The sequence below is a fragment of the Pseudomonas sp. AOB-7 genome, assembly GCF_003696305.1.
Lineage (GTDB): Bacteria > Pseudomonadota > Gammaproteobacteria > Pseudomonadales > Pseudomonadaceae > Aquipseudomonas.
On record NZ_RFFK01000016.1, the window covers coordinates 1 to 23,017 of the forward strand.

Below are 23,017 nucleotides of genomic sequence, written 5' to 3' on the forward strand. Positions count from 1 at the left end.
CTCATCTTTCCGTCAAGCTGTTTTTCGAAGATTTTTTCTTTCTACTCAACAACTTAGAGCAACCTCAGCGTCATCTCTTCCGCTTCAGTGAGGGCGCATTCTACAGCACCTCTTCACTCCGTCAAGTCGCTTTGAAGAAATTTTCTTTCTACCTCAACAACTTAGCGCTTCGTCGAACCTGGGTTCGTCTCAGCGAGGCGCGCATTCTACATGAGCACAGCGAGCTGTAAACCCCTGATATGCAAAAAATTGCGCAAATCGGATCAGCGCCCTTTTCCCTCTTCTATATAGAGGGCAGCAAGCTTAAATCACCCCCGCCTCACGCAACTCAGCGACCTGCGCTGCGCTCATGCCTAGCAGCCGCTGCAACAGGGCTTCGGTGTGCTGCCCCAACAACGGCGGAGCCGAGCGATAGGCCACTGGCGTGGCGGACAAACGCAGCGGACTGGCCACCTGCGGCGTGCTGCTGCCCAGGGCATTGGGCAGATCGAGACGCAGGCCACGCGCCCGAACCTGCGGATCGGCGAATACCTGCGCCAGGTCGTTGATCGGGCCACAGGGCACACCGGCCGCTTCCAGCAGCTCGATCCACTGCGCGGTGGTCTTGAACACCGTCGCCTGGCGCAACAATGGGATCAGCTCGCCACGATGGGTGACCCGCGCCTTGTTGGTGGAAAAACGCGGATCGTCAGCCAAAGCCGGAAGGCCGGCGACCTCGCAAAACTTGCGGAACTGCCCATCGTTGCCCACGGCGAGAATGAAATCGCCATCGGCACTGGGAAAGTCCTGGTAGGGCACGATATTGGGATGGGCGTTGCCCAGACGCTTGGGTGCCACGCCGGTCATGAGGTAGTTCATCGCCTGGTTGGCCAGGCATGCGACCTGCACGTCGAGCAGCGCCACATCGATGTGTTGACCGATGCCGGACTGCTCGCGCTGATTCAGCGCGGCCAGCACACCCACAGCCGCATAGAGGCCGGTCAGGATGTCGGTCAGCGCCACGCCCACTTTCATCGGCCCGGCGCCCTCCTCGCCCTCGGGACGCCCGGTCAGGCTCATCAGGCCACCCAGGCCCTGGATCATGAAGTCGTAGCCGGCGCGCTTGGCATAAGGGCCGGTCTGGCCGAAACCGGTGATGGAGCAGTAGATCAGCCGCGGATTGAGCGCCTTCAGCGATTCATAGTCGAGACCATAGGCCGCCAGGCCGCCGACCTTGAAGTTCTCCAACAGCACGTCGCATTGCGGCACCAGCTCGCGGATCAGGCGCTGGCCCTGGGGCAGGGTGAAATCCAGGGTCAGCGACTGCTTGTTGCGGTTGGCGCTCTGAAAGTAGGCCGCCTCGCGCGAATCATTGCCCTCGGCGTCCTTTATATAAGGAGGCCCCCAATGCCGGGTGTCGTCACCCGAACCCGGCCGCTCGACCTTGATCACCTCGGCACCGAGGTCGCCGAAAATCTGCCCGGCCCAGGGCCCGGCGAGTACGCGGGACAGGTCGAGCACACGAATATGGGACAGGGCGCCGGGCATGGCGATTCTCCGTAGGGTGCGCCACGCGCACCATGAACAACTCGGTGGTGCGCATGGCGCACCCCCTCTATTAGAAGAACGCCTGAATACCGGTTTGCGCACGCCCGAGGATCAGCGCATGCACGTCGTGGGTTCCTTCGTACGTGTTGACCACCTCGAGGTTGACCAGGTGGCGAGCGATGCCGAACTCGTCGCTGATGCCGTTGCCGCCCAGCATGTCGCGGGCCAGGCGGGCGATATCCAGCGCCTTGCCGCAGCTGTTGCGCTTCATGATCGAGGTGATTTCCACCGCCGCGGTGCCCTCGTCCTTCATCCGGCCCAGGCGCAGGCAACCCTGCAGGGCCAGGGTGATCTCGGTCTGCATATCGGCCAGCTTCTTCTGGATCAGCTGGTTGGCGGCCAGCGGGCGGCCGAACTGCTGGCGATCCAGTACGTATTGGCGTGCGGTGTGCCAGCAGAACTCGGCCGCGCCCAGGGCGCCCCAGCTGATGCCGTAGCGGGCGGAGTTGAGGCAGGTGAACGGCCCCTTGAGGCCGCGCACCCCGGGGAAGGCGTTCTCCTCGGGACAGAACACGTTGTCCATGAAAATCTCGCCGGTGATCGAGGCGCGCAGGCCGACCTTGCCGTGAATGGCCGGAGCGGACAGGCCCTGCCAGCCCTTCTCCAGGACGAAGCCGCGGATCTCGCCGGCATCGTCCTTGGCCCATACCACGAACACGTCGGCGATCGGGCTGTTGGTGATCCACATCTTGCTGCCGCTCAGGCGATAGCCGCCCTCGACCTTCTTGGCGCGAGTCACCATCGAGCCCGGATCGGAACCATGGTTCGGCTCGGTCAGGCCGAAGCAGCCGATGTATTCGCCGCTGGCCAGTTTCGGCAGGTACTTCTGCTTGGTCGCCTCGTTGCCGAACTCATGGATCGGCACCATCACCAGGGAGGACTGCACGCTCATCATCGAGCGATAGCCGGAGTCGATGCGCTCCACTTCGCGGGCGATCAGGCCGTAGCACACGTAGTTCAGGCCGCTGCCGCCATAGGCTTCGGGAATGGTGGCGCCGAGCAGGCCGGTCTCGCCCATCTCGCGGAAGATCGCCGGGTCGGTGCGCTCGTGCCGGAAGGCCTCCAGCACGCGCGGGGCCAGCTTGTCGGCGGCGAACTGCCGGGCGCTGCCCTGCACCATGCGCTCTTCTTCGGTGAGCTGTTGATCCAGCAGCAGCGGGTCGATCCAGTTGAAGCTTGCCTTGGCCATTGCGAGAAACCTCGAAGCGGTGAAGTGAGCGGTCGGCCGAGCCGACCCGAATGGCATTGATCCTAGGCCTGACTTGCCGATTGGACAAACGCAGAATTCGCACAGAACTGTGCTTTTTTCTCACTTCGAGATAGCTTAATCAACAAGATATATCGCTTATGAGTGAGGCTTTGGCATAAATGCGCCGCAAGATCCCCAGCACCGCCGCCCTGGTCGCCTTCGAGTCCGCCGCGCGCCACCAGAGCTTCACCAAGGCCGCCGACGAGCTCAGCCTGACCCAGAGCGCCATCTGCCGGCAGATCGGCGGCCTGGAGAGTTTTCTCAATGTGGAACTGTTCCGTCGTTCGCGGCGCGGCGTGGTGCTGACCGAGGCCGGGGTCGCCTATAGCCGCAAGGTAGCGGCGCAACTCGATGCCGTGGAGCGCGACACTCTGGCGCTGATGGGCAACCAGGGCACCAGCAGCATCGAGCTGGCGGTGGTGCCGACTTTCGGCACCCAATGGCTGCTGCCGCGGCTGCGCGCCTTCCAACAATTGCACCCGGAGGTGACGGTACACCTGACCAACCGCACCCGCCCCTTCCTGTTCGCCGACACCCACTTCGATGCCGCCATCTACTACGGCGATGCCGAATGGTCGGGCACCGAGGCGCATTTCCTGATGCATGAGCACCTGCTGCCGGTATGTAGCCCGACATTGCTGGGCAAGCAGCCGGTCAACGCCGAGCAGATTGCCGCGCTACCCCTGCTGCAGCAGACCACCCGCCCCTATGCCTGGCGCCAGTGGTTCGCTGCCCAGGGCCTGAGCGTGGCCCGCGACATGACCGGCCCGCGCCTGGAGCTGTTCTCCATGCTCGCCCAGGCCGCGCGCCATGAAATGGGCGTCGCGCTGATCCCACCCTTCCTGATCCAGCGCGAACTGGAGGACGGCAGCCTGGTGGTGGCCCTCGACCGCGCCGTCCCCCACAACGACCGCGCCTATTACCTGATGGTGCCGGAGCGCAAGGCCGAGTCGGCAGCGCTCCTGGCATTTCGCGACTGGTTGCTGCTGCAAGCCAGCGCCTACCGCCAGGGATAACGCCCCTGCAGCGCTTATGACCCGCCCACAAAGGCGACAAGAACGGCAGACAAGGCTCGCAACAAGGACAGGTAGTGCAGCCACGGTCACACTACAACGCCGCAATAGCCTCGATCCGCGTCACGCCCAGCACTTTCGCGGCATTCCACTATTCTGAACGCTCCGTTCGCCGCTTTTTACACCTCAGTCGATTCGACCAACGGTCATTCGTTCGATGAATGACCGTCAGACCGCACAGGCCCCAGCAAACCTGCTTCCCCTCAGGTGCGGCGCGGCCTGCACGCGGTATAAAAATCTCTCATAGACCTATTACTTGTAGTAATCCATTTTTTTTACTCCATAACTTCTTGTAAGGGTCTGCGTTCGATTGCACAATCGCCGCGCCCGCCGCCAACTGGCAGGTTATGTGCTGATCCCCAATCGCCAGCGTGCCAGCGCAGTACGCCGGTTCACCCAAAAGATCACGCAGGAGATTAGAAGTGCACATCGGTGTTCCTCTCGAAACCCACGCCGGGGAGACGCGGGTTGCCGCGACGCCCGAGACCGTCAAGAAGCTGGTCGGCCAAGGCCACCAGGTGACCGTCCAGGCCGGTGCCGGCGTCAGCGCCAGCATTCCCGACGCGGCCTATACCGCCGCCGGCGCGATCATCGGCAACGACGCCGCCGCCCTCGGCGCCGACCTGGTGCTGAAAGTGCTCGCGCCGACCGAGGCCGAACTGGCGCATATGAAGACCGGCGCCGTGCTGGTCGGCATGCTCAACCCGTTCTGCAACGACACCATCGCGCGGATGAACACCCGCGGCATCACCGCCTTCGCCCTGGAAGCCGCGCCGCGCACCTCGCGCGCACAGAGCCTGGACGTGCTGAGCTCGCAGGCCAATATCGCCGGCTACAAGGCGGTGCTGCTGGCCGCGCACCATTACCCGCGCTTCATGCCGATGCTGATGACCGCCGCCGGTACCGTGAAGGCCGCGCGTATCCTCATCCTCGGCGCCGGCGTCGCCGGTCTGCAGGCCATCGCCACGGCCAAGCGCCTGGGTGCGGTGATCGAGGCCTCCGACGTGCGTCCGGCGGTGAAGGAACAGATCGAGTCGCTCGGCGCCAAGTTCGTCGACGTGCCGTTCGAGACCGATGAAGAACGCGAATGCGCCCAGGGGGTCGGCGGCTACGCCCGGCCCATGCCGCAATCCTGGATGGAGCGCCAGGCCAAGGCCGTGCACGAGCGCGCCAAGCAGGCCGATATTGTCATCACGACCGCCCTCATTCCGGGTCGTAAGGCACCGACACTGCTCCATGAGAGCACAGTGGCTGAGATGAAGCCGGGCTCGGTGGTCGTCGACCTGGCCGCGGCGCAGGGCGGCAACTGTCCGCTGACCGAGGCCGACCAGGTGGTGGTCAAGCACGGCGTGACCCTGGTCGGCCACACCAACCTGGCCGCGCTGGTGCCGGCGGACGCCTCCGCCCTCTATGCACGCAACCTGCTGGACTTCCTCAAGCTGGTGATCGACAAGGAAGGCCAGTTCCAGCTCAACCTCGAAGACGACATCGTCGCGGCCTGCCTGATGTGCAACGCCGGCGAAGTCGTGCGCAAGAACGGCTAAGGAGTAGAGACATGGATCTGATTTCCGACGGCATCTACAACCTGATCATCTTCGTGCTGGCCATCTACGTCGGCTACCACGTGGTGTGGAACGTCACCCCGGCCCTGCACACCCCGCTGATGGCCGTGACCAACGCGATTTCCGCGATCGTCATCGTCGGCGCCATGCTGGCCGCCGCCCTCACCGTCACCCCGCTGGGCAAGGCCATGGGAACCCTGGCCGTGGCCCTGGCCGCGGTCAACGTGTTCGGTGGCTTCCTGGTGACCCGACGCATGCTGGAAATGTTCAAGAAGAAGGCGCCGAAAGCGCAGGCGGAGAAGCACTGACCATGAGCATGAACCTGATCACTGTTCTCTACCTCGTCGCCTCGATCTGCTTCATCCAGGCGCTCAAGGGCCTGTCGCACCCGACTTCGTCGCGGCGCGGCAACCTGTTCGGCATGGTCGGCATGGCCATCGCCATCGTCACCACGGTCGGCCTGATCCACAAGCTCGGCAGCGAACTGGCCGTGCAGGGCCTGGGCGTCGTCATCGTCGGCCTGCTGGTCGGTGGTAGCGTCGGCACCATCATGGCCAAGCGCGTGGAAATGACCAAGATGCCCGAGCTGGTCGCCTTCATGCACAGCATGATCGGCCTGGCCGCGGTATTTATCGCCATCGCCGCGGTCGTCGAGCCGCAGTCGCTGGGCATAGTCGCGGCCCTGGGCGACGCGATTCCGGCCGGCAACCGCCTGGAGCTGTTCCTCGGCGCGGCCATCGGCGCCATCACCTTCTCCGGTTCGGTGATCGCCTTCGGCAAGCTGTCGGGCAAGTACAAGTTCCGCCTGTTCCAGGGCGCCCCGGTGGTGTTCAAGGGCCAGCACCTGGTCAACCTGCTGGTCGGCCTGGCCATCATGGGCCTGGGCCTGTTCTACACCTTCACCGGCGACATCACCGCCTTCGCCGTGCTGGTGGCGCTGGCCTTCGTCATCGGCGTGCTGATCATCATCCCGATCGGCGGCGCCGACATGCCGGTGGTGGTGTCGATGCTCAACAGCTACTCGGGCTGGGCGGCGGCCGGTATCGGCTTCTCGCTGAACAACTCGATGCTGATCGTGGCCGGCTCCCTGGTCGGTTCGTCCGGTGCCATCCTCTCGTACATCATGTGCAAGGCGATGAACCGCTCGTTCTTCAACGTCATCCTCGGCGGCTTCGGCGCCGATGCCGACGCCGGCGCCGCCGGTGGCGCGCAGCAGGAACGCAACGTGAAGTCGGGATCAAGCGACGACGCCGCCTTCCTGCTGACCAACGCCGACACCGTGGTCATCGTGCCCGGTTACGGGCTGGCCGTGGCCCGTGCCCAGCACGCGCTGATGGAACTGGCAGAGAAGCTGACCCACCGCGGCGTGACCGTGAAGTACGCGATCCACCCGGTGGCCGGGCGTATGCCGGGCCACATGAACGTGCTGCTGGCCGAGGCCGAAGTGCCCTACGAGCAGGTGTTCGAGATGGAGGACATCAACTCCGAGTTCGGCCAGACCGACGTGGTGCTGGTGCTCGGCGCCAACGACGTGGTCAACCCGGCGGCGAAGAACGATCCGAAGTCACCGATCGCCGGCATGCCGATCCTCGAGGCCTACAAGGCCAAGACCGTGATCGTCAACAAGCGCTCGATGGCCAGCGGCTATGCCGGCCTGGACAACGAACTGTTCTACATGGACAAGACCATGATGGTCTTCGGCGACGCCAAGAAGGTCATCGAGGACATGGTCAAGGCCGTGGACTAAGCCCTGACCAATTAGACAGGAAACCCGGCCTTGCGCCGGGTTTTTTGTGCCCGGGAGACAGGAAAAAGCTGAACTTCAGGTCAGCCGTCATAGCGGATCAATTTAAAACTGTACCGCTTGATAGCCACTGCAATCGAGGCCTCATGCAGGCGATTTTCTCGTATTGACCGGTTGCACCCAGCCATTTCACTTATGACCAGTACAGTTAGCTCCGTTTCAGGCGCAACAGTTACAAAGCAACCTATCTAATAGCACAACAATTTAATCCAGCTGTGACTACTGGGTCGTCGCCCCGCTCGCGATAATTTGCCCATCGAAAGCAAACACCAGCGCCGCCACAAGCGGAAGGATGACCACCATGGAACGTACCCTCAGTTCCGACCTGTTTCACCAACACAGCACCGCCAGCCACCAGGCCTCCTGGCCGCTGCGCCTGATCGCCACCCTCAGCCTGTGGCAGCGCCGCATCGTCAGCCGCCGTCAGCTGGCTCGACTGGATGCCCGCCTGCTGGCCGACGCCGGCATCAGCGAAAACCAGCGTTACGCCGAGCTGAGCAAGCCGTTCTGGCGCTGATTCACCGATTTAGCTCCCTCCAAGTTGGGCTCTTCTGAAGGCTCCATCGTCTCTGCTGCGATGGGGCTTTCGTTTTATCTGGGCCGAGCAGCCGTGGCGCTTAGCAGCACAGTTGCGCACAGGCTCAAGCGCAATAGAGCAATTGTCTCGGAACAGTCCGTTCTTCATCTTCAGTGCCGTGATTTGCTCTCGAGCAGTTCGCGATACAGCTGCGCCGTCTGCAGCCCCATGCGCTGTGCGGTAAACAGCTGCTCATAACGCTGCTTGGCCTTGAGCCCCATCTGCAGCGCCAGTTCGGGATTGCCCCAGAGTGTACGCATGGCCTGGCGAAACGCCTGCGGATCGCTGGGCGGCACCACCAGCCCCGTTTCGCCGTGGACATTGATATAGCTGGTACCGGTACCTATCTCGCTGGAGATCATCGGCTTGCCGTACATGGCACCCTCCAGTAGGGAGATGCCGAAGGCTTCGGAGCGCAGATGCGACGGGAACACGATCGCGCTGCACAGCTGCAGCAGCGCCGCCTTGTCTTCTTCGCCGAGACGCCCGGCAAAATGCACGTGCGCCAGCCCCAGCGCCTGGGCCTGAGCACGCAACTCCAGCTCAAGCGGCCCGGCCCCGACTATCACTATGGGGTAGCCCGTCCCCTGGGCGGCATTCAGGAGAATGTGCAGCCCCTTGTAATAGCGCATGACCCCGACGAACAGGAAGAAGCGCGGACCGAAACGCTGCCGCCAAGCATCCAGAACGCTCGCCGAAGGCACCGGGTAGGTGGTCTTGTCCAGACCATAGGGGATGATCGAGGTCTTGTGCCGATACCGCTTGAGGACCTCGCTGGTCTCCAGGTAGTTCGGCGAAGCCGCGACAATACGGTCGGTGCTGCTGAGAAAACGGTTCATCAGCGGCCGATAGAGCTTGAGCAGGTATTTCTGGCGAATGATGTCGGAGTGGTAGGTCACCACCGTCGGCTTGTCGATACGCGCAGCGAAGTGCAGCAGGTCCATGAACGGCCAGGGAAAGTGGTAGTTGATCAGGTCCACCTCGGCCGCCAATGCCTTCAGTCGCGCCAGGACGCTGTAGGAAAAGCCCGTCGAGGCCAGCTGCAGATCGAGCTTGGCTCGGTGCACACGATGTTCCGCCACCATCAGCTCGGACGGCCCGTCTTCGGCGCTGAGGGTCAGCACCTCGCCCTGGATGCCGTGGGCAATCCCGCTCTGGCAGATCTGGAAAATAACCTGCTCGATGCCGCCGACGGTTTCCGGCAGGTAGGTCTTGAACAAGTGCAGAACGCGCATTCAGTGCTCCAACGCCTGCCGATAGGCGGCAGCGGTAATACCTGCACAACGCTTCCAGGAGAAGCCCTGCGCTTGCTCTAGGCCCGCCACCCGGCGCGCCTGCCATTCGGCCTGATCCTCGATCAGGCGCAGGATGGCACGGCACCAGCCTTCGGGGTCGCCGGCCTCGACATAGGTTCCAGCCGTCCCCGCCACCTCCGGCAGTGCCGAGCTTGGCGACAGCAGCACCGGCACACCGCTGGCCATCGCCTCCAGCACGGGCAGGCCGAACCCCTCATAGAGCGAGGGGAACAACAGCATGCGTGCTCCCGCCAGCAACTCAGCCAGGCGCTCGTCGTCCAGGTAGCCGAGCAGGCGCACCTGCCCGCTGGCCAGGGCCGCCTGCAGTTCAGCGGCAAAGTCGTCTCGACGCCAGCCGGCCATGCCGGCGATCAGCAGCGGGTAGCGCCGGCGCACCGCCTCGGGCAGCAGCGCGTAGGCGCGCAGCGCCAGCGCCAGGTTCTTGCGTGGCTCGAGGGTGCCGACGCAGAGCAGGTAGGAGCCCGGCCTCACGCCCAGCGGCGCCGTTACCCGGCCTAGATCGGCCAGCGGCCGCGGATGAAAGCGCTGGGCATAACCCAGCGGGGCCACCTTGAGGCGCTCGCGCGCCACGCCGTAATGCCGCTGCAACTCGTCGGCAACGAACTGCGAGTCGGTGAGGATGACCCGCGCCCGTTCCAGCGCGGGCTCGACGCACCTGGCGATTTCGGCCAGGCGATCTGCCGGCTGCGTCTGCGGATAGTGGACATGGGTCAGGTCGTGCAGGGTCATCAGCATCGGGCCGGGGAAATCCAGCGGCCACAGACTGGGCTCGTGGTACAGGTCCACTGCCGTATGCCGCAACCCCCGCTCGAAACGACGCTGCTCGAGCAGGCGCCGAATACGGTAGGCACCCGGCACCTGCTTGGCCCAGGCGACCCAGCGGCTGTAGCCGGGCAACGCCGCTGGCGGCAGTTGCCGGCTCCAACCCCAGCCATGAAAGAACTCCAGCTCCAGCGAGGGATCGGCGTCGAGCGCCGCGATCAGCTCGATCAGGTACTGGCCGATGCCGGTGCGCGGCGCCTGGAGGATGCGAGCGTTAAGGGCAATCCGCATCGACCATTGCCTTGCTCGGAGTGCCACGAATACCGTGCAGGGTTCGCGTCACCAGCTGCCCAGCCGCCGCCGCCCAGTCGATCCATTGCCAATGTTCGACCGCGCGGGCAGCCGGGAACTGGCCGGACAGCTCGAACGCCTTGACCCGTTCGACCAGGCTGCCCGGGTCGTGCAGGTCGAAGTAGGCCATGAAATCCTGGCCCACTTCGCGGAATACCGGAATATCGCTGGCCATTACCGGCAGGCCGCGCTGCATGGCCTCGACCAGCGGCAGGCCAAAGCCTTCGGCATGCGAGGGGAAGACCAGCGCACGCGCGTTGGAGTAGGCGAACTCGAGACTCTTGTCGTTGACATCGTTGAACATGAACAAGCGCTTGCCGTGCTGCGGGTGGCGCCTGATCCGCTCGACCAGCGCTTCGCACTTCCAGCCGATCTTGCCGATGATGCACAGGCGCACATTGACCCCGTCCGCCCAAAGGCACTCGAAGGCATCGAGCAGATAGACGTGGTTCTTGCGCGGCTCCACGGTGCTGACCATCAGGTAGACCGGCGCCTGCTGCTCGAACATCCGCCGGACGCCCTTGTGCAACTCGGCGGCCGGGCGATTGAGGTCGAGCTCCGAGCCCAGATGGAAGTACCCGTGCCAACGTCGCGCCGCCTCGGCAGCGCCCAGCCGAACCTGCAGCTCGGCAGCCACCTGGTCGCTCACGGTCTGCGAGATGGCCATGAAGCCATCGGCGGTTCTCGACACCCAGTCGAACCAGCGGTCGAAGACCTTGACCAGGCCGGCATCGCAGAATTGCGGGTGGGTCAGCGGGATCAGGTCGTAGATCACCGAAACGATGCCCACGCCCTGATTCTTGAGGCGCTCGGCCAGCTCGAAGAAATCGGCGTGCCAGGAAGAATCGAGCAGCAGCAGCTGATCACCCTCCTCCACCTGCAATTCCACCGCCCGTTGCGGCGCGGGCTGGGCGTTGCGGTTGAGCCAGAGCAGGCTGCGCAACGGCAGGGTAATGCCCAGGCTCAGCAGCTTGCACGGCCAGTACAGCAGACGTCTGGCCAGCGCCGAATCGCGGAACGGCGGCAACCGCTCGAGGCGCGAATGCAGCCACCAGTAACGATTGCGCGCGTGATCCAGGCGCATGATCAGCCTCTGCCGCCGGCTCTTGGCGCGGTCGACCGACAGCGGTTCGAGGCTCAGCACCCGATACAGCCGCCCGCCGGTCATCATCACCGGTACGCACTCGACGCCCGCCTGCACACCGGCGAGATGACCGATGATATTGCGCACCACGCGCTGGATCCCCGAATTGTCCTGGGGATGTTCGTAGACATAGGTGCACTCGACCAACAAACGCATGCCAGCGCTCCTCAATGACAGGCTTCGGCGGCCAACGAGCCGCTGCGCTCGATGGCGACCTGCGAATCGAGCCAGGCGCAGCCGACGAAATCGGGCTGCTGCACGTTGATGACATGGAAGACCAGGGCGTAATCGCGCCACTCGTAGTTCTTGTCCAGATGCGAGTCGAAACGCGACAGCGACAGGGCGATGGAGTAATTGCCCTTGCCGAGGCGCACCGGGAAACGGAAGTCGTAGGTCACCCGCTCGCCCGCGGCGAGGTTCTCCAGCGCGCGCTGCAGACGGTGGGTATTGATGCCGTAGATGGGCTGGCCCATGCGGTCCTTGATCATGAAGCCCAGCACCAGCCGCGGGATATCCGCCTTGATATCCACCACCACACGCAAGGTGACTGTGCTGCCGACGGAGAGCACCTCGATGCGCTGTCCCTGCTCGTTGAACAGGGCGATGTCGGCGAAGCCCGCCTCGCCGGTGCCGGAGATGGTGCGGATCTGGCCGCCCTCCAGGCGCTCCTGGCGCACGGTCTGCTGCTCCTTCTCGGCCAACATCGCGCTGTAGAAGTCCATCACCTCTTCCGGCGCCCCTTCCAGCGCCAGTCGTCCATTGACCAGCAAGATGGCGCGATCGCACAGCGACTGGATCGCCTGGCGGTCGTGGGACACGATCAGCAGGGTGGTGCCCGCCTTACGGAACTCGCGGATGCGGTCGAAGCTCTTGTGCTGGAAGTAGGCATCGCCCACCGAGAGCGCTTCGTCGACGATCAGCACGTCGGGCCGCCGGGCGGTGGCGACGCTGAACGCCAGGCGCATCTGCATGCCGCTCGAGTAGGTGCGCACCGGCTGGTCGATGTACTCGCCGATCTCGGCGAACGCCTCGATCTCGGGCATCAGCCGCTGCAGCTCCTCCATGCTCAGACCGAGCAGTTGTCCGGCCATGAACACGTTCTGCCGGCCGGTGAAATCCGGGTGAAAGCCCATCCCCAGCTCCAGCAGGGCGGCGACGCGACCATCGATATGAATGCTGCCGGCGTTGGGCTGAGTGGTGCCGGTGATCATCTTCAGCAGCGTGCTCTTGCCGGCGCCATTGACGCCGATGATGCCCAGCGCCTCCCCCGGCTGCACGCGAAACGAAATGTCCTGCAGCACCCACTTCAACTGGTGACGATCCCTGCCGAAGGGGATCAGCCACTCCGCCAGACGCGACCAGCGCGACGGGTACTGTTTATAGGCCTTGCCCAGGCCGCTGACTTGAATGCTGCCCATCAGAGTTCATCCACCATTTCACCGGAGCGCTTGCGGAACAGTTGCAGGGCCAGGGCACAGAGCACCACCGAGACCAGCGCGATCGGCAGCAGCGACCCCCAGTCCGGCCAGCGCCCGTAGACGAAGATGCCCTGGTAGGCGGCGATCACCGGCATCATCGGGTTCAGCTCGAGCACCGGGCGAACGGCTTCCGGCAGAATCGAGGCCGGATAGACGATCGGCGTGAACCAGAACCAGAACTGCAGGAAGATGCCGGTGAACTGACCGACATCGCGGAAGAACACGTTGAGCACCCCGAGGATGATGCCGAGGCCAACGGAGAAGGCCAATTGCACCAGCAGCACCGGCAGCACCGCCAGCAATACGAACCCGGGAAAGGTCTGGGTCAGCAGCAGGAAGCCGAGGAACAGGGCGAAGATGATGGCGAAGTTCACCGAGGCGTTGAGCACCACGATCAACGGCAGACAGATGCGCGGAAAGCTCAGCTTCTTGATCAGGTTGGCGTGTTCGAGGAACACCGACTGGCTGCGCCCGATGACCTCGGCGAAGAAGCCCCAGGCGATAATGCCCGCACACAGATAGATGCCGTACGCCAGGCTGTGTTCGACTCCGGGCAGGCGCGCCTGCATCACCTGCGAGAAGATCACTGTGTAGACGATGATCATCGACAACGGGTTGAGCACCGTCCACACCGCCCCCAGCAGGGAGTTGCGATAGCGCGTCTGAAACTCGCGCTTGACGCTGCCCACGACAAAACCGCGGTAGTTCCACACCGCGCGCGCCATACTCAAGGCCATTACTTGATCCTGCCGTACTGATCCTCGAAGCGGACGATATCGTCCTCCCCCAGGTACTCGCCGCTCTGCACTTCGATCATCACCAGATCGATCACCCCGGGGTTCTCCAGGCGGTGCTTGTGCCCGGCGGGGATGAAGGTCGATTCGTTGGCGCTGACCAGCCGCGGCTCGCCGCCATTGACCACCCGCGCCATGCCCTGCACCACCACCCAGTGCTCGCTGCGGTGGTGATGCATCTGCAGCGACAGCGCCGCGCCCGGCTTGACCACGATGCGCTTGATCTTGAAGCGCGGCCCCTCCTCGAGCACCGTGTAGGTGCCCCAGGGACGGCTCACCGTGCGGTGCAGGCGATAAGCGTCATGCTCGCTGGCCTTCAACTGCTTGACCACCTGGCGCACGTCCTGCGCGCGCTCGGCGTGGGCGATCAGCAAGGCATCCGCGGTATCGATCACGATCAGGTCGTCGACTCCAACCGCCGCCACCAGACGCGCCTCGCTCTGTACGAAGTTGTTGCGGCTGTCGATGAACAGCGCATCGGCGGCCGCGCGATTGTTCTGCGCATCCGCCTCGACCAGCTCGCTAAGGGCGTTCCAGGAGCCGATATCGCTCCAGTCGAAAGCCGCCGGCACCACCGCTACCCTGTCCGAACGCTCCATCAGTGCGTAGTCGATGGAAATATCCGGCAGCTCGGCAAACAGCTCGGCGTTCAGCTCCTGCTGCGCCAGTTCGCCCTGTTGCAGCGCCGGACTGGCGGCGACGCAGGCGGCAACCTGCTCGAGCAACTGCGGTGCCTGTTCGGCGAGCTCGCGGAGCAGGCTGCCGACGCTGAAGCAGAACATGCCGGAGTTCCACAGGAAGCGGCCGCTGGCCAGGTAATGCTCGGCCGTCTGGCGATCCGGCTTCTCGACGAAACGCACGACCCGGGCGGCGCCATCGCCGCCCAGCGCGTCGCCCGCCTCGATATAGCCGAAACCGGTTTCCGCACGAGTCGGGCGGATGCCGAAGGTCACCAGGTAGCCATCCTGCGCCAGAGTCGCCGCCTGCCTGGCCGCGGCAACGAACGCCTCGCTGTCGCGAATCAGATGATCGGCCGGCATCACCACCATGATCGCCTGGTCGCCATGCCGTTCGCGCAGCGCCAGCGCGGCCGCGGCAATCGCCGGCGCGGTATTGCGCCCCAGCGGCTCGAGCAGGTAACGGGCGCGCCGCTGCGGCAGCCTGGCCGCGGCGAACTCGTCCTTGCTCTGGAAGTAGTAATCGCGGTTGGTCACCGTGACGATCTCGCCGCCGTCGGCCAGCAGGGCGCCCGCCCGGCGATAGGTCTTGAGCAGCAGCGACTCGCCGTCCGGCAGAGCCATGAACGGCTTGGGATGGCCTTCGCGGGAAACAGGCCATAAACGGGTACCGGCGCCGCCGGACAGAATCACGGGAAACAACATCGGCCTACTCCTTGGCTACGCGAACGAGATCGGCATCCACCATCATGCGGATCAGGCTTTCCAGGCTGGTCTTCGGCGTCCAGCCGAGCATCCGCTCGGCCTTGCCTGGATTGCCGAGCAGTACCTCGACCTCGGCCGGACGGAAGAACGCCGGATCGATCACCACATGATCCTCATAGTTCAGCTCGACATACTCGAAGGCGATGCGGCACATGTCCCGCACCGTGGTGGTCACCCCCGTGGCCACCACATAGTCGTCGGCCTGCTCCTGCTGCAGCATCAGCCACATGGCTTCGACATAATCGCCGGCAAAGCCCCAGTCACGCTTGGCGTCGATGTTGCCCAGGCGCAACTCGCGCTGCTTGCCGAGCTTGATCCGCGCCACCGCGTCGGTGACCTTGCGGGTGACGAACTCGATACCGCGCAGCGGCGACTCGTGGTTGAACAGGATGCCGCTGGAAGCATGCAGGCCGAAGCTCTCGCGGTAGTTCACGGTGATCCAGTGGCCATAGAGCTTGGCCACGCCGTAGGGACTGCGTGGATAGAACGGCGTGCTCTCGTCCTGCCGTTCGGCCTGGATCAGGCCGAACATCTCGCTGGTCGAAGCCTGGTAGAAACGGCTCTGCGGGCTGAACTGGCGAATGGCCTCGAGCATATGGGTGACGCCCAGACCGTCGACGATGCCGGTCGTGACCGGCTGGTCCCAGGACGAGCCGACGAAACTTTGCGCGCCGAGGTTGTACACCTCGTCCGGGCAGGCCTTGAGCAGTGCACGCTGCACGGAGCAGGCGTCGGCCAGATCCCCGTCCAGGTAATTGATCTCCCGCTCGATACCCAACTCACGCAGACGCCAACGTGTGTCGGTACTGCGCCGGGCCACCAAACCATGGACCCGATAGCCTTTTTCCAGCAGCAGCTTGGCGAGATAGGCGCCATCCTGGCCGGTAACCCCTGTGATCAGTGCACTCTTGTTCATATTATTGTGATTCTCTCGCAGCCCAGTCAGAGAGCACGCTCTGCAGGGTATCCGTGATGTGTACGCCGGGTTTCCACCCGGTCTCTCTTTGCAACTTGTCGGAGCTACCGACAACCCGACGCTGTTCGGCTCGCCGCATGCGAGCCGGGTCCTGCACCAGTTCCACCTCCACCCCCGCCAAACGGGCCATCTCCGCGATCATGTCGCGCACCTTGCGCTCCTGGCCGGAGCACACGTTGTAGACCTCGCCACTCACTCCCTTGTCCAGCAGTAGCAGGTACGCTTCGATCACATCGCGAACATCGAGAAAGTCCCGCGTCACATCGATATCGCCCACCTCCAGGCGTGGTGGCTGCATGCCATGGCACACCCGTACCAACTGCCTGGCGATACTGGAAACCACGAAGGACTCGCTCTGCCCCGCGCCTATGTGGTTGAACGGGCGCGCCACCATAATGCGCCAAGGCTCGGCGTAGCTCCACTGCTGGCAGAGCAGTTCGGCGGAAACCTTGCTGACCGCGTAAGGATTGCGCGGACGCGGTGCCAGAGCCTCCGCGATGGGCATATGCGCCTCGTCCACCTGGCCATACACGTCGCCCGAGCTGACGTAGAGAAAGGTGCCGCTGAAGCCTCTGCGCTTGAGTGCCTGCAGCAGGTTGAGGGTACCGAGCAGATTGACTTGCAGAGTGCGCGCAGGATCGCGGAAAGACTCCGGCACGAAGGTCTGGCCAGCCAGGTGGATCACCGCATCAGGGCAGATCGGTTGCAGAATGGTGTCTAGCGACTGCGCATCGCAAAGATCGAAATCACCGACAAGCAGCACTCGCCAGGCGTCATGACGGGACAACGCCTGCTGCAGGTGCCCCCCCACGAACCCGCTCAATCCGGTGACCAGAAGGTTTTTCATGCTTCGTTTTCCTGTCGCCGGCGTGCATCGAATAAAAGGTCGCCAATTGGCTGCGATGGCCCCGATGAAATGTCGAAAGCAAAGAAGGCCAACACAAACTGAATCCCGGAAATGATCGGCAAGCTGGCAATCATGATGGTTCCAGAAGTGGCAGGCTCGCCCGTGGTGATCGATGAGTACCAATGGATGCCGCCGTAGACTACGCCGAACAAGATCATCGCCAGTCCGACTACGAACTCGAGAGACGCCAGGGACATATCCCGCAGGATGTAGTTATAGAAGAAGCGCTTGCAGAAATTCCGCGAATGCTTGAGGAGGAATTCCGGCAAAATTCGACCAATCCGCAGGTTACTGACCTCGTCGCCATAATAGGCGTCCATGGGAACATCGACCACCATGGCGCGCAGCGTGTTGAGACGGAACAGCATGTCGGTCTCGAAGAAATATCGCTGGCTCATACGATGCATGGGCAAATGAGCGGCCACGCGCGCATCAACTGCGGTAAATCCATTGGTGGGGTCGAACAAACTCCAGTACCCCGTCGAGAGTTTGGCTAGCAGCGAGAGCGCGGCATTACCGAACAACCGCAGTTTGGGCATCCGACGAATATGCTCCAGGTCATAGAAACGGTTGCCCTTACAGTAGTCAGCACGCCCCTTGAGAATGGGCATGATCAACTTCGGCACCAGTCGAGGGTCCATCTGGCCATCGCCATCGACCTTCACGATAATCCGCGCACCATCCGCAATCGCCGCCTTGTAGCCGGCCATCACTGCGCCCCCCACACCAAGATTGTGTGGGTTCTTGAGCACCTGAACCCGAGGGTCGGCACAGTGCTCCAAGACAAAATCGCCACTGCCGTCCGGACACTGATCATCCACTACGTAAATGCTGGACACCTCGGGACCAATTTTTTCGATAACCCCCAGAATGTGCGCCTTGACTCTGAAGCAGGGCAGCACCACCGCCACGTGGTGGCTCACAACACCCTCGCGCATCTCGTTAAAGCCGGACAATACGTTCATGCGGCAACCTTGGCGGAGAATGAACGAATGACATAGTCATGTAACTCATGATTGTGAATCAGCTCCGGCAACGGCATGCCATCGGAGAAAACATCGCCACGTGAGGTATGACTGCCCGTGCGCTGAGTAATCCTTTCAAACAACTCGAAGAACCTTGGCTGGCGGTCGTTGATACACAGACGAGCATCCGCCTCCAACGGACGCCAGATGACAAACTGATAAAACAGTTTGGTTGCCCCTGTCTGGATATCCACATGAAAAGCCGGAGAACCGTCTATATGGGCTTCACGCAACACCTCGGCCGCTTGTCGGGCCTCCTCGGCGGAGGAGAAGAAGACGTGGCCATCGTTGGTCATCGCCTGCTCGACACGCTCGAAGGTAATACCTACAGCCCTTAGAAAACCTTCCGGATTCAGCTGGCGATAAAGAAACTCGTTTTCAGACACCGAGCAGTATTGAGAGAAGGCATTGGCTACCAGCCAATCCTTGCCATCGACTGCATCGAAGAGAATGCCCAGGGCATAATCGAAAAGCCCGAAAACGACCCGCATTTCTTCCGACAGGCCATCCTCTACCGTCCACTTATGGTGCTGCAGGTGAGCCAGCGAATTCATGAACAGCAGAGCGAAATCCGGACGCTCGCGACGGTAGTAATGCGCGAAGAGGATGGCATTCACCACGTCGAACAGGGCGAACAGCATATGCTCGGATACACCATGGTGCAGCGCGCTAACCACCAGTTTCGGCGCCCGCGGCAATAAGGCGAGGGCAATATGAGGCCGCAGGCAAAATTTCAGCAGACGCAGTGCCGAAGTAAGCGATCGCCCCACATTTAAGTCGCCATAGTTCTTCGAGTAATAACGAGGAAAGGCGAGCAGATCATTCAGCTCAGGCGGATAGGCGGACTCGCTGAAGGTCCAAGGATCGGGAAAGAAGAATGCACAATTTCTCCCCACGCCGCGACTCGCATTCATCGCCCCCCACACACCGCAGCGCCAGCCGTCACTGCCGAGCGTTTCCCATAGCTGCGGATGGGTCAGCGACGGCACGTCACCGAGGTGAGCAACACCATGTTCGGCGGCCGGGCGTCCGGTATGAATCGAGACCCATTGAACCCAAGGATCCAGGCCGAAGCGTTCCTGTTTTTCGTTCGTATCCGTCCGGGTGTGCTTTAACGCGAGCAACCGCTGCAGATGTCTGGCACCCAGCCGCTCGGCGGCCAGCGCCATAAGTTCGGGATTGAACTCATTGATTTCCAGAAGAAACATCGGTCACACCCTCTGCATGTGGGTCACGATGATGCCGGCAATGATCAGACCGCTACCGACCAGGGTATTGGTGCTCACTTTCTCGCCCAATATCACCAATGAAAACACCGGCACCAAAATGTAGGACAGGGCCGTCAGCGGATAGGCAATCGAGAGCGGCAGTACTTTCAGGACATAGATCCAGACCAGAATCGTAAGCGCATAAAGAAATACGGCGCCCATCAGATACGGGCTACTCAGGAACGACCAGAGCAACTGCACCAAGCTGTCGCCCCGCCAGCGATCGGCCCCCAGCTTGAACAACAGCTGACCGGAAGCCATGGAGAATGCCGTCAGGACGGCCAACGCAACCGCGACGTTCATGGCCGAGACCTCTTGCGCAGCGCCAACAGCAGACTGATGAAGACCAATACGAGACTTACCAGAGTGACGCCGAGTCCGACATAAAAGCTGCGTGGCATATAGTCGAGCTGAATGTGATGCTTGCCCGAGGGAACCCTTACGGCTTTACCCATGACCTGAGCGCTGTAGAGCGTTACCGGAGCCTCGTCAATTTTTGCTTGCCAGCCCGGATAATTGGCATCGGCAACGAACAGCCAGACCGGACACTCAGTGAGCACGGTCATTCGGTAGTGCCGGGAGGTTGCCTGCGATACCTCTAAACGGGCTGGCTCTTCGCACACGTGCTGCACAGCAGCACCCACGGCGTCCGGCCCCTCCACCAGCAGCAGCCCTGGCTCACTCTGCACCAGTTGCTGCAAGGCCGCCTCGGGGGAGTCCACGAAAGCAGCACGCTGATATAACTGGAATCGTGGCCGCGCATGGATATTTCGATAGATCAACACACCATCATCGGTGTCGTGATGAATCAGCGTCAAACCCGCAGCATGGCTTGGGGCATGACGAGACGCGTATTTGACGCCCAGTACATCGATGATGCGACTTCCCGGTTGCGTGGCGACATCACCGTTCAACTCCGCCTCGACCGTCGACTGAATCAGCATGCGCCTCGCCAGCGCCAGCCCGAGAACTCCGTCAATCGAAGGGATGCCCCAGTCAAGGGAGGGGAAAGGGCTGATACTCTTCAAATAGTGCTGATACTGTTTGGCCAAGCTCGGGTCATTGGACGGAATAAAAACAAACATGCCGGCCTCGCGACCGCTTGATGCCTTGAACTCTGCCAGTTGCGGGTCTTGCAGAATAGTCTGGATCGACTCAGGCTGGTGAAGCACGGTTGTATCGTAAAAATTGAATACGGCCGTTTTGTAAGCAAACGCACCCATTGCATAAAGAATCACAGCCAGGACGGCAGCATGCCTCAGCTGGCCTATTCGGCAAAGGCCACCGGCCAAAATTATAAAAGCTGCCGACTCCCACGCGTTGAGCGATGTAAAAGCGCTGTCGTAAAAATAGGCTACCAGCATCAACCAGAGCAGGAAATAGAACATCACGCCATAACGTGTACTCTTACTAACTGAGGCCTGGCTTAGTATACCCGCTAAATTGTCCAGTACATAAGCGGCGATGACCGCCATACCTATTACCGCCAATGAAAAGAATGGGTGCATAATCCTGTAACCACGCAACCCAGGCACCAGATTTAATTCGTACACCAGCCTAAATAGCGGCGATGCGAACTCCATCCCTAAGTTGAACAGGAAAGTCGCCGCTAACACATGCCCGACAATTCGCGCAGAAGGTTTGGCAAAAATCACCGCCCCAAACAGCAAGACGACCAGACAGGAAGCCAGACTCTCCGTGGTAAAGATCTTGGTCGTAGGGTCGGCGTTAAAGAACAACAGGCCTTTCACATAGACGTCCAGGCCGATTAAACCGGCGAACGCCAGATTGATACCATTCTCTCTATGCGATTGGCCAATCAGTTCGATCAGGGGCAGCAGTTGTACTGCCGACAAGCCCACCGCCAGGGCCACGGCCCAGATACCGAACAATAGAAGGGGCTTGCGGTTGCTCCATACCAGGCTCCGGTTTTCCTGCGTGAGCAGCAATACCGAGAGCCTTACGATCAGGTAGATGGCCGAGCCATGTGCAATGTGCGGATAGCCGGCAAAAATAAGCAGTGCGGCAGGCAGCGCCATCAAACTCGCGCGCCACAAAGTAGGTCGCCTTAGCCAGTACTCGACAGCGGCAAGTAGCCAAGGCGCCCAGGTCATGGCGCCAGAAACGCTCAGGTTGTATTGAAAACCAATCCAAACACCCGAGAACGTAGTCGCCAAGCTGGCAAAGACAGCTGCCCAGGGCCTTATACCCAGACTCAAGGCAAGGCAATAAACCCCTATGCCGCCTAGTAGCATGCTTAGCCAGTGAAATACGCCGATTCCGTACTGGGGCTCGAACAAGAGCGCACAGAGAACATTCAGCGGATTGGCAAAGCCACCTTGCCCTTCGGCAAACAAAGGGTGTCCACCATAAATCCCGCTATCCCAGAGGAGTTCCCGCTCGCCCAGCAACGCCTGCGAATGAAATGACAACAGTGACAGCCCGTGGTGTGCGGCATCGGCATGAACAATTACCTGTCCACCCCACAGCGCAGGCCACCAAAAATAGGTAACCAATACGAACAAAACGATCAGCGGCGTATGTTTCCGCCAATCTAACGCCGGGTTGCTGGCGACATTTTCCACGATAGCCGTTATGTCCTTTAAAGCCATCTGTTGCATTTCCATACCCAGCAACCTTAATCAGTCTACGCAACTTGAAAAACCAGGGAAACTCTGAAAAAGCCAGCCAATCGGACTAACAGCCCTCAAAGTCTCACGATTGCGGGCATGTCCATCCGCACACATGTCACAACATGACTCACAAACAATAACCCCCTATCTTGCGAGCACCGCCAGTTGACATAACTCGTAACAGCACTCACACAAGGCGGCAACTGCTATTTCGAAGAGAACATTCGCCTTACCGCTGTAACAAATCGTACAAACACCCATAGCCGACTATTGTAAATTGCATACAACTGCGCCTCTGCCGTGTCCGCGCGCCGCGTAGCGCTACATAGATTGTCCTTAAGCAACTGTACATCCGACACAGGATGGCTAAGGAGATGACCATCGCAGAGCTGAAAGTCGTCCAGGATATTGGGGGGCAGCGAGAGCGGCACGAGGAGTTCTAGCTTTTCTTTTGCCACATAGTAACGGTTGATTCCGTCGCAAAATGCAAACTGATAACCCGCATCAAGAATGAGTGACTTCCAGTGTGGATCGCTGTCGTAGGAAGACTCAATCAAGATGATCCAAGGGCGCCATTTCTGAAAGTCCATGCCCCGCAACACTTGCTCTTCGAAGCCCTCGACATCGATCTTTAGAAAATGAATGGGACTTTCGCGCCTAGCATGCTCGTCGCAAATACTAGCAAGCGTTCGGGTCTTAACTGTTCGTTGAACAAATGGTATCCCTTCGGCTTTTTGCCTTTCTGCCATTTCCAAGCTGAGGGTCGAAAGCCCCGTCTCAGGCGACTCGAAGAAAATCAAATCACTCTCCTCATCGCCCACCGCCATGCAAAGATTTATATCCTCAGGACGCTCATTGCAAAGAGATTCATAGTAATGCAGAACGGGCTCGATATTGATACCGCGCCACCCCCGCTCATACAAGGAGCGCGTTACCGAATCACGCGTGGGATGATTCGCGCCGATGTCGATATAGAAGCCCGGCCCAAAGAGTTTAAGTGCTCGCCAGAGCGTTACATCTTCGAAGTTTTGCGCGTAGGAGATGAATACCATGGTCAACATACCTATAT

The 23,017-nt window shown here is 61.4% G+C and carries 21 protein-coding genes; 6 read left to right on the plus strand and 15 right to left on the minus strand.

Annotation, left to right across the window (positions count from 1 at the left end; genetic code table 11):
- On the plus strand, positions 1-230 hold a 230-nt coding region (locus EA796_RS23365; protein ID WP_218567643.1), incomplete at its 5' end, for a hypothetical protein.
- Positions 231-303: 73 nt separating this feature from the next.
- Here the strand turns inward: EA796_RS23365 and EA796_RS20685 are convergent.
- Both EA796_RS20685 and EA796_RS20690 read right to left on the minus strand, forming a co-directional pair.
- Positions 304-1,527 (minus strand): CaiB/BaiF CoA-transferase family protein, encoded by a 1,224-nt coding sequence (locus EA796_RS20685; protein WP_122109973.1) that lies wholly within the window; start codon positions 1,525-1,527, stop codon positions 304-306.
- A gap of 70 nt (positions 1,528-1,597) precedes the next feature.
- The gene (locus EA796_RS20690; protein ID WP_122109974.1) at positions 1,598-2,776 is read right to left on the minus strand and encodes an acyl-CoA dehydrogenase; all 1,179 of its coding nucleotides are present in this window, start codon (positions 2,774-2,776) and stop codon (positions 1,598-1,600) included.
- Between the two features lie 179 nt (positions 2,777-2,955).
- Between EA796_RS20690 and EA796_RS20695 the strand changes: the two genes are divergently transcribed.
- From EA796_RS20695 to EA796_RS20715, 5 genes are all read left to right on the plus strand, one after another.
- A complete protein-coding gene (locus EA796_RS20695; RefSeq protein WP_122109975.1) occupies positions 2,956-3,852 on the plus strand; it encodes a LysR family transcriptional regulator in 897 nt (298 codons plus the stop codon).
- Positions 3,853-4,331: 479 nt separating this feature from the next.
- Complete coding sequence (locus EA796_RS20700; protein WP_122109976.1) at positions 4,332-5,453, plus strand: Re/Si-specific NAD(P)(+) transhydrogenase subunit alpha; 1,122 nt, start codon at positions 4,332-4,334, stop codon at positions 5,451-5,453.
- Between the two features lie 11 nt (positions 5,454-5,464).
- Positions 5,465-5,779, plus strand: a complete 315-nt coding sequence (locus EA796_RS20705) for an NAD(P) transhydrogenase subunit alpha (protein WP_016490057.1) — start codon at positions 5,465-5,467, stop codon at positions 5,777-5,779.
- 2 nt (positions 5,780-5,781) lie between these two features.
- The gene (locus EA796_RS20710) at positions 5,782-7,218 is read left to right on the plus strand and encodes an NAD(P)(+) transhydrogenase (Re/Si-specific) subunit beta (protein ID WP_122109977.1); all 1,437 of its coding nucleotides are present in this window, start codon (positions 5,782-5,784) and stop codon (positions 7,216-7,218) included.
- Between the two features lie 358 nt (positions 7,219-7,576).
- Positions 7,577-7,792: a DUF1127 domain-containing protein gene (locus tag EA796_RS20715; RefSeq protein ID WP_021443449.1), complete on the plus strand. Its 216-nt coding sequence runs from the start codon at positions 7,577-7,579 to the stop codon at positions 7,790-7,792.
- Positions 7,793-7,962: 170 nt separating this feature from the next.
- Here EA796_RS20715 and EA796_RS20720 read toward each other — a convergent pair whose 3' ends face one another.
- From EA796_RS20720 to EA796_RS20780, 13 genes are all read right to left on the minus strand, one after another.
- Positions 7,963-9,087 (minus strand): glycosyltransferase family 4 protein, encoded by a 1,125-nt coding sequence (locus EA796_RS20720; protein WP_122109978.1) that lies wholly within the window; start codon positions 9,085-9,087, stop codon positions 7,963-7,965.
- Positions 9,088-10,221 carry a glycosyltransferase family 1 protein gene (locus tag EA796_RS20725; protein ID WP_122109979.1) on the minus strand — a complete coding sequence of 378 codons (1,134 nt, stop codon included), beginning with the start codon at positions 10,219-10,221 and terminating at the stop codon, positions 9,088-9,090. It lies immediately after the preceding gene.
- Positions 10,205-11,581: a glycosyltransferase family 1 protein gene (locus tag EA796_RS20730; protein ID WP_122109980.1), complete on the minus strand. Its 1,377-nt coding sequence runs from the start codon at positions 11,579-11,581 to the stop codon at positions 10,205-10,207. Before EA796_RS20730 ends, EA796_RS20725 begins: the two co-directional genes overlap by 17 nt.
- An 11-nt stretch (positions 11,582-11,592) precedes the next feature.
- Entirely contained in the window at positions 11,593-12,843 is a 1,251-nt protein-coding gene (locus tag EA796_RS20735; RefSeq protein WP_122109981.1) for an ABC transporter ATP-binding protein, read from the minus strand.
- A complete protein-coding gene (locus tag EA796_RS20740) occupies positions 12,843-13,640 on the minus strand; it encodes an ABC transporter permease (RefSeq protein ID WP_122109982.1) in 798 nt (265 codons plus the stop codon). Before EA796_RS20740 ends, EA796_RS20735 begins: the two co-directional genes overlap by 1 nt.
- Positions 13,640-15,079, minus strand: coding sequence for a mannose-1-phosphate guanylyltransferase/mannose-6-phosphate isomerase (locus tag EA796_RS20745; protein ID WP_122109983.1), 1,440 nt, complete (start codon positions 15,077-15,079; stop codon positions 13,640-13,642). The genes EA796_RS20740 and EA796_RS20745 overlap by 1 nt, the downstream gene beginning before the upstream one ends.
- Before the next feature lie 4 nt (positions 15,080-15,083).
- Complete coding sequence (locus tag EA796_RS20750) at positions 15,084-16,055, minus strand: GDP-mannose 4,6-dehydratase (protein WP_122109984.1); 972 nt, start codon at positions 16,053-16,055, stop codon at positions 15,084-15,086.
- Between the two features lies 1 nt (position 16,056).
- Positions 16,057-16,962, minus strand: coding sequence for a GDP-mannose 4,6-dehydratase (locus EA796_RS20755; protein ID WP_122109985.1), 906 nt, complete (start codon positions 16,960-16,962; stop codon positions 16,057-16,059).
- Positions 16,959-17,987: a glycosyltransferase family 2 protein gene (locus tag EA796_RS20760; RefSeq protein ID WP_256679240.1), complete on the minus strand. Its 1,029-nt coding sequence runs from the start codon at positions 17,985-17,987 to the stop codon at positions 16,959-16,961. Before EA796_RS20760 ends, EA796_RS20755 begins: the two co-directional genes overlap by 4 nt.
- A complete protein-coding gene (locus EA796_RS23170) occupies positions 17,984-19,255 on the minus strand; it encodes a hypothetical protein (RefSeq protein ID WP_147459073.1) in 1,272 nt (423 codons plus the stop codon). The genes EA796_RS20760 and EA796_RS23170 overlap by 4 nt, the downstream gene beginning before the upstream one ends.
- 3 nt (positions 19,256-19,258) lie before the next feature.
- Complete coding sequence (locus EA796_RS20770; protein ID WP_122109987.1) at positions 19,259-19,618, minus strand: EamA family transporter; 360 nt, start codon at positions 19,616-19,618, stop codon at positions 19,259-19,261.
- On the minus strand, positions 19,615-21,942 hold the full coding sequence (locus tag EA796_RS20775; RefSeq protein WP_122109988.1) for a YfhO family protein: 2,328 nt from the start codon (positions 21,940-21,942) through the stop codon (positions 19,615-19,617). Before EA796_RS20775 ends, EA796_RS20770 begins: the two co-directional genes overlap by 4 nt.
- Before the next feature lie 212 nt (positions 21,943-22,154).
- Positions 22,155-23,000: an FkbM family methyltransferase gene (locus tag EA796_RS20780; protein WP_122110021.1), complete on the minus strand. Its 846-nt coding sequence runs from the start codon at positions 22,998-23,000 to the stop codon at positions 22,155-22,157.
- Between the last annotated feature and the right edge of the window lie 17 nt (positions 23,001-23,017).